12 protein-coding genes are annotated in these 13974 nt (G+C 72.2%); 5 read left to right on the forward strand and 7 right to left on the reverse strand.

Annotated features, from left to right (window positions below; translation table 11 throughout):
* Window positions 1-168 precede the first annotated feature (168 nt).
* Entirely contained in the window at window positions 169-930 is a 762-nt protein-coding gene (locus AC07C1_RS29645; protein WP_478943910.1) for a SigE family RNA polymerase sigma factor, read from the forward strand.
* Window positions 931-1072: 142 nt separating this feature from the next.
* Here the strand turns inward: AC07C1_RS29645 and AC07C1_RS29650 are convergent, their stop codons facing one another.
* On the reverse strand, window positions 1073-1675 hold the full coding sequence (locus AC07C1_RS29650; protein ID WP_478943938.1) for a uridine kinase family protein: 603 nt from the start codon (window positions 1673-1675) through the stop codon (window positions 1073-1075).
* A gap of 160 nt (window positions 1676-1835) precedes the next feature.
* Between AC07C1_RS29650 and AC07C1_RS29655 the strand changes: the two genes are divergently transcribed.
* Entirely contained in the window at window positions 1836-2234 is a 399-nt protein-coding gene (locus tag AC07C1_RS29655; RefSeq protein WP_478943912.1) for a hypothetical protein, read from the forward strand.
* A gap of 84 nt (window positions 2235-2318) precedes the next feature.
* On the opposite strand, the gene AC07C1_RS29660 is transcribed toward AC07C1_RS29655, so the two are convergent.
* The 3 genes from AC07C1_RS29660 to deoC are packed head-to-tail and all read right to left on the reverse strand — an operon-like array spanning window position 2319 to window position 5639.
* Window positions 2319-3215, reverse strand: a complete 897-nt coding sequence (locus AC07C1_RS29660) for an aldehyde dehydrogenase family protein (protein ID WP_478943914.1) — start codon at window positions 3213-3215, stop codon at window positions 2319-2321.
* A complete protein-coding gene (locus AC07C1_RS29665) occupies window positions 3208-4644 on the reverse strand; it encodes an aldehyde dehydrogenase family protein (RefSeq protein ID WP_478943916.1) in 1437 nt (478 codons plus the stop codon). Before AC07C1_RS29665 ends, AC07C1_RS29660 begins: the two co-directional genes overlap by 8 nt.
* A gap of 5 nt (window positions 4645-4649) precedes the next feature.
* A complete protein-coding gene (deoC, locus tag AC07C1_RS29670; protein ID WP_478943940.1) occupies window positions 4650-5639 on the reverse strand; it encodes a deoxyribose-phosphate aldolase in 990 nt (329 codons plus the stop codon).
* Between the two features lie 138 nt (window positions 5640-5777).
* On the opposite strand from deoC, the gene AC07C1_RS29675 reads away from it, so the two are divergent.
* Window positions 5778-6479 carry a PH domain-containing protein gene (locus AC07C1_RS29675; protein WP_478943917.1) on the forward strand — a complete coding sequence of 234 codons (702 nt, stop codon included), beginning with the start codon at window positions 5778-5780 and terminating at the stop codon, window positions 6477-6479.
* Between the two features lie 184 nt (window positions 6480-6663).
* On the opposite strand, the gene AC07C1_RS29680 is transcribed toward AC07C1_RS29675, so the two are convergent.
* The 3 genes from AC07C1_RS29680 to AC07C1_RS29690 form a co-directional block, all read right to left on the reverse strand.
* On the reverse strand, window positions 6664-8295 hold the full coding sequence (locus tag AC07C1_RS29680; protein WP_478943919.1) for a phospho-sugar mutase: 1632 nt from the start codon (window positions 8293-8295) through the stop codon (window positions 6664-6666).
* 1218 nt (window positions 8296-9513) lie between these two features.
* On the reverse strand, window positions 9514-10338 hold the full coding sequence (locus tag AC07C1_RS29685; protein ID WP_478943920.1) for a purine-nucleoside phosphorylase: 825 nt from the start codon (window positions 10336-10338) through the stop codon (window positions 9514-9516).
* Window positions 10339-10478: 140 nt separating this feature from the next.
* Entirely contained in the window at window positions 10479-10916 is a 438-nt protein-coding gene (locus tag AC07C1_RS29690; protein ID WP_478943922.1) for a gamma-glutamylcyclotransferase family protein, read from the reverse strand.
* 96 nt (window positions 10917-11012) lie between these two features.
* Between AC07C1_RS29690 and AC07C1_RS29695 the strand changes: the two genes are divergently transcribed.
* Window positions 11013-12461 (forward strand): NAD(P)H-quinone dehydrogenase, encoded by a 1449-nt coding sequence (locus tag AC07C1_RS29695; protein ID WP_478943924.1) that lies wholly within the window; start codon window positions 11013-11015, stop codon window positions 12459-12461.
* A 168-nt stretch (window positions 12462-12629) separates the two neighbouring features.
* A complete protein-coding gene (locus tag AC07C1_RS29700) occupies window positions 12630-13574 on the forward strand; it encodes a DeoR/GlpR family DNA-binding transcription regulator (RefSeq protein ID WP_478943926.1) in 945 nt (314 codons plus the stop codon).
* Window positions 13575-13974: the final 400 nt, after the last annotated feature.

The following is a 13974-nucleotide window of genomic DNA, read 5'->3' on the forward strand; positions in this document are numbered from 1 at the left end:
TGTGTGCCGTCTGTGACAGCAGGGTGCCGGGCCCCTGTGACAGGTCTGTGACAGTCGGCGGACACGGCGATGAACTGGCCCCGGCAGTCTTCTGGACACGGGCACGGCGGCGAGCCGGACCAGCCCGCGGCAAGACCGAATCACCAAGTCCACCACGGGGAGCGCGAGATGAACACGCTGCACAGCATCAGCACCAGCGCAGTGGTCACGCGTCTGCACGACGGGCACCGGGGTTCGGAGAAGTCCGGTGTGCTGAGCGGGCGGGGTTGCGCTCGCGGCACCGGGCGTCAGCGCACCGCGGCCGCGCAGCAAGGGCATCAGCCCTACATGACGGTGGTGGACGCCGGCACGGGGGAAACGCACGGGGGATCCGCGTACGGGGAGGACTCGGGGGAGCGTCGTTCGCTGACGGAGGCGGAGTTCACCGCCTACGTCCAGGAGCGCCGCGCCTCCCTGTACGCCACCGCCTACCACCTGACCGGCGACCGTTTCGAGGCCGAGGACCTGCTGCAGAGCGCGCTGTTCTCGACGTACAAGGCGTGGGACCGGATCACCGACAAGGCGGCGGTCGGCGGATACCTCCGCCGCACCATGACCAACCTGCACATCAGCGCCTGGCGGCGCCGCAAGCTCAACGAGTACCCGACCGAGGAACTGCCGGAGACGCCCGGCGAGACGGACGCGATGCGCGGCACCGAGCTGCGCGCGGTCCTGTGGCAGGCGCTGGCCCGGCTGCCCGAACTCCAGCGCACCATGCTGGTCCTGCGCTACTACGAGGGCCGCACGGACCCGGAGATCGCCGAGATACTCGGCATCAGTGTCGGCACGGTGAAGTCCAGCATCTGGCGGTCGCTCCGCCGGCTGCGCGAGGACGAGGTCCTCAGCTTCGGCCGTGACGAGGAGGACGCCTTCGGCGAGCTGGTCGCCTGAGGTCGAGGGTCACTGGGGGGTGACCCTGGGGGGACGGGGGAACGGGGGACCACTGGGGGGTGGGTCCCACGGGGGAGCACAGAGGAGCGGGACTGGTGGGCCGGGGGGTCCGACCAGTCCCGTTTCGCGTTCCGTACGGTGCTCACGCCACCGTCTGCCGCCGCGTCTGCCGGCCCGCCGCCGCTGCCGCCAGCCGGCCCAGCGCCTCGTCGCGGTCGCACGGATGCGCGCCCAGGGACACCTGGCGGGCGACGATCGACCGCTCCGCGCGCATCAGCCGCCAGCCACGACGCAGCAGGAACGGCACCGACTTGCGGCCCTCCTTCAGATCCCGCAGGAAGCGGCGCCGGAAGGTGGTGGCCGGACCACGGGTCAGGCACAGCGCGTCCGCGAGCACGCCCCGTTCCCGGCAGCGCTCGACGATCTCCGCGGCGAAGATCCCCTCCGCGATGAACAGCGGGGTACGGCCGATGCTCAGCGTCTCCTCGCCGGTACGGGCGCTCAGCCCGAGGTCGTACACCGGCACCGGCGTCGACCCCGTGGCGCAGAGCCGGGCGATGGCCTCGATCGCGACGTCCGCGTCCCACGACTCCGGGTGGTCCCAGTCGATGTCCGAACTGCCCTCCACCAGGGGCAGGGTCGGGTCGTCGCCCTCCTTGTAGAAGTCGTCCAGGCGCAGGACCGGGAGCCCGGAACGGGCGGCGACGAGGGACTTGCCCGAGCCCGAGGGGCCGCACAGCAGCACGACACGGGCGGGGGACCGGAGATGAATGCTCACGGAACACCAGTTTGACGCATGGGGGGCCACCTGCCGACCCCGCGGGTCGTCTTTTGAGCGTGACCCACACCTCAACTACCCTGTGTGTCGACCTCATTACCCTGCGCACCAGAAGGCGGCACCCCCGATGGCCCGACACACCTCTTCCCAGCACCCCACCGCGCAGCGCGCCCTGATCGCCCTCGCGACCGCCGGAGCGGCCCTGGGGGCGGGGGCGGCGACGGCGTCCGCCGACTCGGTCCCGGCCCTGGGCATGACGTACCGGCCCCTGGAACACGGCAACGTCGACCCGCAGTCGGGCCTGCGGGCCGTGACGGGCACCGTGGGCCACGTGACCGGGCCGGTCGCCGGACTCAAGCCGAATCCGCTCGCGGGCACCGGCGTCGACCCCCTCGACAACAGCGTCGGCACCCAGCTCGCCGACTTCCGGCCGCTGACCTCCCGGATGGTGACGGCGCCGGTGGCGCAGGCCCCCTCGCTCGGCGCGGTGCCGGTGGTCGGCCCGGCGATCGGTTCGCTGCACTGACCCGCCCATCTGTGCGCACAGCGAGGAGCCGCGCCTCCCCCGGACGGAGGGGAGGCGCGGCTCTCCGGTCTTTCGAGGCCGCCGTCAGTACGACGAACCGGAGGCGCCCAGCGACCCCGTCGGGTGCCAGACCGTCTTGGTCTCCAGGAACGCCGTCATCCGGTCGATGCCCGGCGTCTCGAAGTAATCCACAGGCTGTGGACGCAGGACACGCTTCAGGTTGTCCGCCGCCGCGATCTCCAGCTCCTTGGCCAGCACCTCGTCGGCGCCCGCGAGGTCGATCGCGTTGACGTCCTGGTGCGCGGCCAGCGGCGCCGCGATCTCCGCCGTACGGCCGGACAGGACGTTCACCACACCGCCCGGCACGTCGGAGGTGGCCAGCACCTCGCCCAGGGACAGGGCGGGCAGCGGGGCCTTCTCGGAGGCGATCACGACCGCGGTGCTGCCGGTGGCGATCACCGGCGCCACGACCGAGACGAGGCCCAGGAAGGACGACTCCTGCGGGGCCACCACGGCGACCACGCCGGTCGGCTCGGGGGAGGAGAGGTTGAAATACGGGCCCGCGACCGGATTGGCACCGCCGATCACCTGGGCGATCTTGTCGGTCCAGCCCGCGTACCAGACCCAGCGGTCGATGGTGGCGTCCACGACCGCCGCCGCCTTGGACTTGGACAGGCCCTCCGCGTCGGCCACTTCGCGCACGAACTGCTCGCGGCGGCCCTCCAGCATCTCCGCCACGCGGTAGAGGACCTGGCCGCGGTTGTAGGCCGTCGCGCCGGACCAGCCGCCGAACGCCTTGCGCGCGGCCACGACCGCGTCACGGGCGTCCTTGCGGGAGGACTGCGGAGCGTTGGCCAGCCAGTTGCCCTTCGAGTCGGTCACCTCGTACACCCGGCCGCTCTCGGAACGCGGGAACTTCCCGCCGACGTACAGCTTGTAGGTCTTGAAGACGCTGAGACGTTCGTTGGTGCGGTCAGACATCGAGGTACGCCTCCAGGCCGTGGCGGCCGCCCTCGCGGCCGAAGCCCGACTCCTTGTAGCCGCCGAACGGCGAGGTCGGGTCGAACTTGTTGAACGTGTTGGACCAGACGACACCGGCCCGCAGCTTGTTCGCGACGGCCAGGATCCGCGAGCCCTTCTCGGTCCAGATGCCGGCAGACAGGCCGTACTGCGTGTTGTTCGCCTTGGCGACCGCCTCGTCCGGTGTGCGGAAGGTGAGGACGGACAGCACCGGGCCGAAGATCTCGTCGCGGGCGATGGTGTGCGCCTGGGTGACGTTCGTGAAGAGCGTCGGGGCGAACCAGTAGCCGGCGGAGGGGAGTTCGCAGGACGGGGACCAGCGCTCGGCACCCTCCGCCTCGCCCTGCTCGACGAGGGAGGTGATGCGGGAGAGCTGCTCGGCGGAGTTGATCGCGCCGATGTCGGTGTTCTTGTCCAGCGGGTCGCCGAGGCGCAGGGTCGACAGGCGGCGCTTCAGGGAGTCCAGCAGCTCGTCCTGGATCGACTCCTGGACGAGGAGGCGGGAGCCCGCGCAGCAGACCTGGCCCTGGTTGAAGAAGATGCCGGTCACGATGCCCTCGACGGCCTGGTCGATCGGGGCGTCGTCGAAGACGATGTTGGCGCCCTTGCCACCCAGTTCGAGGGTGAGCTTCTTCCTCGTGCCGGCGACGGTGCGGGCGATCTCCTTGCCGACGGCGGTGGAGCCGGTGAAGGCGACCTTGTTCACGTCCGGGTGCGCGACCAGCGCGGCGCCCGTGTCGCCGTAGCCCGGAAGGATGTTGACGACACCCTTGGGCAGGCCGGCCTGGCGGCAGATGTCCGCGAAGAACAGCGCCGACAGCGGGGTGGTCTCGGCGGGCTTCAGGACGACCGTGTTGCCGGTCGCCAGCGCCGGGGCGATCTTCCACGCCAGCATCAGGAGCGGGAAGTTCCAGGGGATGACCTGGCCCGCGACGCCCAGCGGCTTCGGCGAGGGGCCGAAACCGGCGTGGTCCAGCTTGTCGGCCCAGCCCGCGTAGTAGAAGAAGTGCGCGGCGACCAGCGGGAGGTCCGCGTCGCGGGTCTCCTTGATCGGCTTGCCGTTGTCCAGCGTCTCCAGGACGGCCAGCTCGCGGCTGCGCTCCTGGATGATCCGGGCGATGCGGAACAGGTACTTGGCGCGCTCGGAACCGGGCAGCGCCGACCACTTCTCGAAGGCCTTGCGGGCGGCCTTGACGGCCCGGTCGACGTCTTCGGCGCCGGCCTGCGCGACCTCGGAGAGGACCTCCTCGGTCGACGGGCTGACCGTCTTGAAGACCTTGCCGTCGGCCGCCTCCACGAACTCGCCGTCGACGAACAGACCGTAGGACGGGGCGATGTCGACGACCGAGCGGGACTCGGGCGCCGGTGCGTACTCGAATACGGAAGCCATGATGATCAGTCCACCGTCACGTAGTCGGGGCCGGAGTAGCGGCCGGTGGCCAGCTTCTGGCGCTGCATCAGCAGATCGTTCAGGAGCGAGGAGGCGCCGAAGCGGAACCAGTGGTTGTCCAGCCAGTCGGCGCCGGCGGTCTCGTTGACCAGGACGAGGAACTTGATGGCGTCCTTGCTGGTACGAATGCCACCGGCGGGCTTCACGCCGACCTGGACGCCGGTCTGGGCACGGAAGTCGCGCACCGCCTCCAGCATCAGCAGGGTGTTGGCGGGGGTCGCGTTGACGGCGACCTTGCCGGTGGAGGTCTTGATGAAGTCGGCGCCCGCCAGCATGCCGAGCCAGGAGGCGCGGCGGATGTTGTCGTACGTCGACAGCTCGCCGGTCTCGAAGATGACCTTCAGCCGGGCGCTCGTCCCGCAGGCCTCCTTCACGGCGATGATCTCGTCGTACACCTTCAGGTACTTGCCGGCGAGGAACGCGCCGCGGTCGATGACCATGTCGATCTCGTCGGCACCCGCGGCGACGGCGTCGCGGACGTCGGCCAGCTTCACGTCGAGGGCTGCGCGGCCGGCCGGGAAGGCGGTGGCGACCGAGGCGACCTTCACGCCGGAGCCGGCGACGGCCTCCTTGGCCACGGCCACCATGTCGGGATAGACGCAGACCGCGGCCGTGGCCGGGGTCGTACGGTCCGTGGGGTCGGGGTGGACCGCCTTGGCGCCGAGCGCCCGGACCTTGCCCGGGGTGTCCGCGCCTTCCAGCGTCGTCAGGTCGACCATCGAGATGGCGAGGTCGATGGCGTACGCCTTCGCGGTGGTCTTGATGGAACGGGTGCCGAGAGACGCGGCGCGCGCCTCCAGGCCGACCGCGTCGACGCCGGGCAGCCCGTGCAGGAAGCGGCGGAGCGTGCTGTCGGACGCGGTGACGTCGGCGATGGGGCTACCACCCACGCGTTCAGCAGTGGGGGAGGGTGCTGTGGGTGCAGAGGTGGGCATGGTCACCAGACGAGCATATCTACGCGCGTAGCGGCTGTACACCCCCGGGGTGCTCATCGCCCGCCCGGAGATCACGGATGAGCGCCGGTCCCGGGGCGCGTGGGGGCATCGCCGACGGTGTCGTGCAGAATCGGGGCCATGACCACCCCGGACCGCCAGTCACCCGCTCCACAGCCTCCGGTGCCCGCCGCCAAGGACCGGATCTACCGCTCGCCCATGGGGCTCGTGGGCGGCGTGCTGCTGCTCGCGGTCGTCTGCTGGCTGGGCTTCGACGCGCTGTTCAAGGGCCACGGCCGGGCCCCGTGGCTGGCGCTCGCCGGGATGATCCTGGTCGTCCCGCTGCTGGTCGCCTTCACGGTCCGCCCCGCGGTCTTCGCGAACGAGGACCGGCTGCGCGTCCGCAACCCCTTCCGTGTGATCACCCTGCCCTGGGGCGACGTCGCAGGCCTGCGCTCCAGCTACTCCAACGAGGTCGTCGCCAGGTCCGGCACCAAGTACCAGCTGTGGGCCGTCCCCGTCTCGCTGCGGGCCCGCAAGAAGGCGGCACGCCGGCAGCAGCGGGCGGCGGCGGACGCGGCCCGGGGCGTGACGCCGGGCGGACGGGTGGGCGCGCTCGGGCCGAGCGGCCTCGGCCTCGGCGGATTCAGCCTGCGCGGCGCGGAGACCGGGCCGACCCGGGCGGAGACCGACCAGGTCATGGACGACCTGCGCGGCCTGCTGGAGCGGCGCGGGGAGGCGGAGGCCGCCCAGGGCGAGACGACGGTCCGCTGGGCGTACGAGGTGGCGGCGCCGGCGGTGGCGGGGGCGATCCTGTTGGTGATTCTGCTGGTGGTGGGCTGAAGCGGTCCGGGGGGCGGTTTGCCTGGGCCACCGCCCCGCCGTTCCTGCCCTGACCCCCTCTGACCGTGCCCGCCCGGCCTTTGAGCGGGTCTGGTGGTGGGGGGCTGGGAGTGCCGCCCCCTGAGCCACCCGCCGGGGTGCCCGCGGGCGGGGTACCCCCGGCGGGGCCCAGATGCGGCGGGGCTCAGATGCCGGCGGCTGTCGACAGGTCGCGCTTGACCGCGGCCAGCAGCTCGGTGGCGCGGGCACGGGCGGCCGGGAGGCCGGCGTGGGCCGCGACCGGTACGACGACCTCCAGGTAGCACTTGAGCTTGGGCTCGGTGCCGCTCGGGCGCACGATGACCCGGGCGCCGTCGAGGGTGTAGCGCAGGCCGTCGGTGGGCGGCAGCCTGTCCGTGCCCCGCGTGAGGTCCTCGGCCCGGACGATGGGCAGCCCGGCCAGCTCGGTCGGCGGCTGCTCGCGCAGGCGGCGCATCGCGGCGGCGATGAGCGAGAGGTCCTGGACGCGGACCGACAGCTGGTCGGTGGCGTGCAGGCCGTGTTCGACGGCCAGGTCGTCGAGGAGGTCGAGCAGCGTACGGCCCTCCTCCTTGAGTACGGACGCCAGCTCGGTGATCAGCAGCGCGGCCGTGATGCCGTCCTTGTCGCGCACGCCCTCCGGGTCCACGCAGTAGCCGAGGGCCTCCTCGTAGCCGTAGCGCAGGCCGTCCACGCGGGCGATCCACTTGAAGCCGGTCAGGGTCTCCTCGTACGGCAGGCCCGCCTGCTCGGCGATCCGGCCGAGCAGGGAGGAGGAGACGATCGACTCGGCGAACGTGCCGCGTGCCCCGCTTCGTACCAGGTGGGCGGCGAGCAGGGCGCCGACCTCGTCGCCGCGCAGCATGCGCCAGTCGCCGCCGTCCTGGACGGCCACGGCGCAGCGGTCGGCGTCGGGGTCGTTGGCGATGACCAGGTCCGGGCCGGTCGCGCGGGCCCGGGCGAACGCCAGGTCCATCGCGCCCGGCTCCTCCGGGTTGGGGAAGGCGACCGTCGGGAAGTCCGGGTCCGGGTCGGCCTGCTCGGCCACCAGCACCGGCTCGGGGAAGCCGGCGCGGGCGAACGCGGCGAGCAGGACGTCCTTGCCGACGCCGTGCATCGCCGTGTAGACGGTGCGGGCGGTGCGCGGGGAGCCGGCGGCCAGCACCTTGTCCGTACGGGCCAGATAGGCGTCCAGGACCGCGTCGTCCAGGGTCTCCCAGCCGGACTCCGGGCGGGGTACGTCGTTCAGGGAGGCGATCGCTTCGATCTCGGCGGCGATCTCCGCGTCGGCCGGCGGGACGATCTGGGAACCGTCGCCGAGGTACACCTTGTAGCCGTTGTCCCGGGGCGGGTTGTGGCTGGCGGTGACCTCCACACCCGCGACCGCGCCGAGGTGCCTTATGGCGAAGGCCAGGACGGGGGTGGGGAGGGGACGCGGGAGTACGGCCGCGCGCAGGCCGGCGCCGGTCATCACGGCGGCGGTGTCCCGGGCGAAGTCGGCGGACTTGTGGCGGGCGTCGTAGCCGATGACGACGAGACCGCCGGTGTGGCCGTTCTTCTTCAGATACGCGGCGAGACCGGCGGCGGCGCGGATGACGACGCTGCGGTTCATGCGCATGGGGCCGGCGCCGAGTTCGCCTCGCAGGCCGGCGGTGCCGAACTGGAGGGTGCCGGAGAAGCGGGCCGACAGTTCGGTAACGTCCCCGGCGCCGAGCAGCTTGGCGAGTTCGTCACGGGTCTCCGTGTCGGGGTCCTCGGTGAGCCATGCGTTGGCCCGGGCGATGAGATCGTCGTGCACCTTGGGATCAACCTCTCCTGTGTTTGCCTGGTCCCACTGGGGGCTCCGCCCCCAGACCCCCGTCTTTGCCCACCCGCCCACCCGACTCGGTCGGCTGGAACGCGCACGAGCGGGCTCGCGCCACCGTCGGCAGTATCCGCGCCCGGGCCTCGCCGGCCGCGACCGCAGCGCCGCTTCCCGTTCACCACTGGCCGCAGCGCCGCTTCCCGTTCACCACCGACCGCAGCGCCGCTTCCCGTTCACCACGGGTCGCAGCGCTCCGCCCGGCTTACCGCCGGCCGCAGCATCCGCGCCCGGCTGACCGCCGGTCGTGATGCTCCGTCCGGCTCACTGCCGACCGCAGGCCGCGTCCCGCTCAAGGCGGCCGCAGGCTCCGCGTCCGGCTCACTGCCGACCGTGGCGCCGCGCCCGGCTGGCTGCCGGCCGCAGTGCTCGGCCGGGCTGTCTGCCGGCCGCAGCGTCCCGCCCCGGTTCACCGCTGGTCGTGATGCTCCGCCCGGCTCACTGCCGACCGCAGGCCGCGTCCCGCTCAAGGCGGCCGCAGGCTCCGCGTCCGGCTCACTGCCGACCGTGGCGCCGCGCCCGGCTGGCTGCCGGCCGCAGTGCTCGGCCGGGCTGTCTGCCGGCCGCAGCGTCCCGCCCCGGTTCACCGCTGGTCGTGATGCTCCGCCCGGCTCACTGCCGACCGTAGGGCCGCCCGTTCAAGGCGGGCGCAGCGCAGCGCCCGGCTGGCTGCCGGCCGCAGTGCTCGGCCGGGCTGTCTGCCGGCCGCAGCGTCCCGCCCCGGTTCACCGCTGGTCGTGATGCTCCGTCCGGCTCACTGCCGACCGTGGCGCCGCGCCCGGCTGACTGCCGGCCGCAGTGCTCCGCCCGGCTGTCTGCCGGCCGCAGCATCTCGCCCGGCTCACCACCGGCCGCCGCACCGCGTCCCACTCAAAGGTGGCCGCACCGTCCGCGCTCAGCTGGGCGTCGGTGGCCCTGGCGTGCCGCGTCCGGCTGGGCGTCGGTGGCCGTGCCGCGTTCCGATCCGTGCCGGTGGCCGTAGCGTGCCGCGTTCCGATCCGTGCCGGTGGCCGCACCATCCGCGCTCAGTTGGGCGGCGGTGGCCGTACCGGGCCGTGTCCGGGTCGGTGTCGGTGGCTGGGTCGTGACCGGATCGGCGGCGGGCGCCGTACCGCGTCGCGTTCGGGGTCGACGCGACGCGAGTACCGTGTCCGCTCAGATCCGGCCCAGTACCTGGGTCAGGAGCTGGCCCATGCGGGCTGCCGAGTCGCGGCCCGCCTGGAGGACCTCCTCGTGGTTGAGGGGTTCGCCGGTCATGCCCGCGGCCAGGTTGGTGACCAGTGAGATGCCCAGCACCTCGGCGCCGGCCTCGCGCGCGGCGATCGCCTCGAGCACCGTGGACATGCCGACCAGGTCCGCGCCGATGACGCGGGCCATGCGGATCTCGGCCGGGGTCTCGTAGTGCGGACCGGGGAACTGCGCGTAGACGCCCTCCTCGAGGGAGGGGTCGATGTCCTTGCACAGGGCGCGCAGGCGGGGCGAGTACAGGTCCGTCAGGTCGACGAAGTTGGCGCCGACGATGGGGGAGGTCGCCGTCAGGTTGATGTGGTCGCTGATCAGCACCGGCTGACCCGGGCGCATGCCCTCGCGCAGGCCGCCGCAGCCGTTGGTGAGGACCATGGTCTTGCAGCCGGCGGCGACGGCGGTGCGAACCCCGTGCGCGACGGCGGCGACGCCACGGCCCTCGTAGTAGTGCGTGCGGCCCAGGAAGACCAGGGCCCGCTTGTCACCGAAGGAGTATGAGCGGACCTTGCCGCCGTGGCCCTCGACGGCCGGCGCCGGGAAGCCGGGCAGTTCGGTGACCTGGAACTCGGCGTCGGGTGCGCCCAGTGCGTCGACGGCCGGAGCCCAGCCGGAGCCCATCACCAGGGCGACGTCGTGGGTCTCGGCGCCGGTGAGTTCGCGCAGGCGCGCGGCGGCGGCGTCGGCGGCGGCGTAGGGATCGCGCTGGATGTCGTCCGGAAGAAGAGATGCGTTCACGCCGACGAGGGTAGCCGGTCTACGCCTACGCGCGTAGATGACAGAGCCCACGGGATTGGGATCGTTGTCTTGTCGTTTTCCACAACGCAGGGGCAAGGCGAAGGAAAGCGGTGGAAAAGCCGCGGGAACGCCGCAGGGGCTCAGCAGGGGCGCTTGCGGAGTTCCATCACATAGTCGTGGGGCGCCCCCGCGGACTCCGCCGCGTCCGCGATCTCCCCCAGGTACCGGGCCGAGGGCAGCCCGCCCTCGTACCCGTCGAGGACGTACGCCCAGGCGGACTCCTCGCCGTCCAGGGTGTGCACCCGCAGGCGTACGCGCCGGTAGATGCCGAGGCCCACGCCCTCCCACCGGTCGAGTGACTCCTCGTCCATGGGAGCGAGGTCGTACAGGCCGACGAAGACCTGCGCCAGCGGATCCTCCACGATCGTCGCCAGCGCGCCCTCCCAGCCCAGCTGCTCCCCGCCGAAGGTCAGCCGCCAGCCGTTCAGCCAGCCGGTGGCGCGCAGCGGCGAGTGCGGGGCGCGGCGGGACATCAGCCGCGCGTCGAGGTTGCCGGCGTACGCGGCATAGAGCGACATGGGGAGAGGGTACGGCAGCGGAAGGCGGGTCACTCCTGCCCCACGGCGACCTTCGGTGCGCCCCCCGGGCAGTAGCACCTTGAAGCGTGCGGGACAATGGAGTACGTGACTCGGATCGTGATCATCGGTGGCGGACCCGGCGGATACGAGGCGGCCCTGGTGGCCGCCCAGCTCGGCGCGGAGGTGACCGTCGTCGACTGCGACGGTCTGGGCGGAGCGTCGGTGCTGACCGACTGCGTGCCGTCGAAGACCCTTATCGCTACGGCCGAGGTGATGACCACCTTCGACTCCTCGTACGAGGAGCTGGGAATCATCGTCGCCGACGACACCCCGCCCCTGGAGCAGGCCGCCCGGGTGGTCGGCGTCGACCTGGGCAAGGTCAACCGGCGGGTGAAGCGGCTCGCGCTCGCCCAGTCCCACGACATCACCGCGTCCGTCACCCGGGCCGGTGCCCGGGTCATGCGTGGCCGGGGCCGGCTGGACGGCATGCAGGCCCTCGACGGCTCCCGCAAGGTCGTCGTCACCGCCGCCGACGGCAACGAGGAGACCCTCACCGCCGACGCCGTCCTCATCGCCACCGGCGGTCACCCGCGCGAGCTGCCCGACGCCCAGCCCGACGGCGAGCGCATCCTCAACTGGACCCAGGTCTACGACCTCACCGAGCTGCCGGAAGAACTGATCGTGGTCGGCTCCGGTGTGACCGGTGCCGAGTTCGCGGGCGCCTATCAGGCGCTCGGGTCGAAGGTGACCCTGGTGTCCTCGCGCGATCGCGTGCTGCCCGGTGAGGACCCGGACGCCGCCGCCGTCCTCGAGGACGTCTTCCGCCGCCGCGGCATGAACGTCATGGCCCGCTCCCGCGCGCAGTCCGCCAAGCGTGTCGGTGACCGGGTGGAGGTGACGCTGGCCGACGGGCGCGTCATCACCGGCTCGCACTGCCTGATGGCCGTCGGCGCCATCCCGAACAGCGCGGGCCTCGGTCTGGAGGAGGCCGGCGTCAAGCTGCGCGAGTCGGGTCACATCTGGACCGACAAGGTGTCCAGGACGACCGCCCCGGGCGTCTACGCGGCCGGTGACGTGACCGGTGTCTTCGCCCTCGCGTCCGTCGCCGCCATGCAGGGGCGGATCGCCATGTACCACTTCCTCGGCGACGCGGTGGCCCCGCTCAACCTGAAGACGGTCTCCTCCAACGTCTTCACCGACCCCGAGATCGCCACCGTCGGCTACTCACAGGCGGACGTGGACGGGGGCAAGATCGACGCGCGGGTCGTCAAGCTGCCCCTGCTGCGCAACCCGCGTGCCAAGATGCAGGGCATCCGGGACGGCTTCGTGAAGATCTTCTGCCGGCCGGGTACGGGCATCGTCGTCGGTGGTGTGGTCGTGGCGCCCCGCGCCTCGGAACTCATCCACCCCATCTCGATCGCCGTCGACAACAATCTGACCGTCGAGCAGATCGCGAAGGCGTTCACGGTGTACCCCTCCCTTTCGGGGTCGATCGCGGAGGTCGCCCGGCAGCTGCACACCCGCAAGGCGAGTGCCGAGGCCTGACCGCCGGCCCTCCGGTTTCCCGCTGGTCACGCGCAGTCGCCGCGTGTGCGTACGGCATAGTCAGGGCGGATGGGTCCTATACCACTTCCCGCCCTGCCATGCGAACAACTTCTGTTATTCGGCGCAAACTGCTGAAAGCAGACGGTCGCTGGGGTTACTGTCAGTTTCGTGTTCGCTGCTGAACGTCGCCAATTGATCCTCGAAATGGTGCGAGCGAACGGTGCCGTGTCGCTCCGTGAACTCGCCCGCGTCGTCCAGACCTCCGAAGTGACCGTACGGCGGGACGTGCGCGCACTGGAGGCAGAAGGACTCCTCGACCGCCGGCACGGCGGTGCGGTACTGCCGGGCGGTTTCACGCGGGAGTCCGGCTTTCCGCAGAAGTCTCATCTCGCGACCGCCGAGAAGACGGCCATCGCCGACCTCGCCGCGGGACTCGTCGAAGAGGGCGAGGCCATCGTGGTCGGCGCGGGTACCACCACGCAGGAGCTGGCCCGCCGGCTCGCGCGGGTGCCCGGACTGACCGTCGTCACCAACTCGCTGCTGGTGGCACAGGCGCTGGCCCACGCCAACCGGGTGGAGGTCGTGATGACCGGCGGCACCCTGCGCGGCTCCAACTACGCCCTCGTCGGCTCCGGCGCCGAGCAGTCCCTGCAGGGGCTGCGGGTGTCCAGGGCCTTCCTGTCCGGGAGCGGGCTCACCGCCGAGCGCGGGCTGTCCACGTCCAACATGCTCTCGGCGTCCGTCGACCGGGCGCTGGTGCAGGCCGCCGCGGAGGTCGTGGTCCTCGCCGACCACACCAAGCTCGGCACGGACACGATGTTCCAGACCGTGCCGACGGACCTCATCACCCGCCTGGTCACCGACGAACCGGCCGCGCACGACGACCGTGCCGGTACCGAGTTGCAGGCCCTTGCCGATCAGGGGGTGCAGATCACCGTGGCCGGGGCGAACGGCGGCCTGGGGGGTGAGCAGGGGCCTGCGGCACGTCAGCAGCGGGCCCTGCCCGGTCCTCGGCGGGGACATGTGCCGGGTTCTTCCGCGCTGCGGTCCGCGGGACTGGGGGAGCCGACCGGGCCTGAGCGGGGACGCGTCGCCGACCTGCGGCGGCGCTAGCGCCGGACGCGCCTCGCCGCCGTAGGGCTCATGCGCGCCCGAGCGGGGGGCGCGTCACCGTCCGAACAGCACAGCCGACGCCGGACGCGCCTCATCGCCGCAGGGCTCACGCGGGCGCGCGGGTGCGGGGCCGTCGTGGTTCCTCGCGCCCACGCGGCGGAGCCGCGGGGGATACTGCCCCGCCGCCGACCGGAGAACGGCCGGGCGGCCTGCAAGGGCCCCGCGAGGCGAGGAAAGCGAGACGCCCGGGCGGACCTGTTCGGTGGGTCCACCCGGGCGTCACACGATGCCGTACGGCTCAGTCCTTGATCTCGCAGATGGCCGCGCCGGAGGTGACGGAGGCGCCGACCTCGGCGCTGAGGCCCTTGATGGTGCCGGCCTTGTGGGCGTTCAGCGGCTG

The sequence above is a fragment of the Streptomyces sp. NPDC045022 genome, from assembly GCF_056432605.1.

What these genes read in the sequence shown, in the direction of transcription:
- deoC (WP_478943940.1), bottom strand. Translation starts at nt 5,639, where the DNA reads ATGCCCACCTCTGCACCCACAGCACCCTCCCCCACTGCTGAACGCGTG.
- AC07C1_RS29645 (WP_478943910.1), top strand. Translation starts at nt 169, where the DNA reads ATGAACACGCTGCACAGCATCAGCACCAGCGCAGTGGTCACGCGTCTG.
- AC07C1_RS29690 (WP_478943922.1), bottom strand. Translation starts at nt 10,916, where the DNA reads ATGTCGCTCTATGCCGCGTACGCCGGCAACCTCGACGCGCGGCTGATG.
- AC07C1_RS29675 (WP_478943917.1), top strand. Translation starts at nt 5,778, where the DNA reads ATGACCACCCCGGACCGCCAGTCACCCGCTCCACAGCCTCCGGTGCCC.
- AC07C1_RS29695 (WP_478943924.1), top strand. Translation starts at nt 11,013, where the DNA reads ATGGAGTACGTGACTCGGATCGTGATCATCGGTGGCGGACCCGGCGGA.
- AC07C1_RS29655 (WP_478943912.1), top strand. Translation starts at nt 1,836, where the DNA reads ATGGCCCGACACACCTCTTCCCAGCACCCCACCGCGCAGCGCGCCCTG.
- AC07C1_RS29660 (WP_478943914.1), bottom strand. Translation starts at nt 3,215, where the DNA reads ATGTCTGACCGCACCAACGAACGTCTCAGCGTCTTCAAGACCTACAAG.
- AC07C1_RS29665 (WP_478943916.1), bottom strand. Translation starts at nt 4,644, where the DNA reads ATGGCTTCCGTATTCGAGTACGCACCGGCGCCCGAGTCCCGCTCGGTC.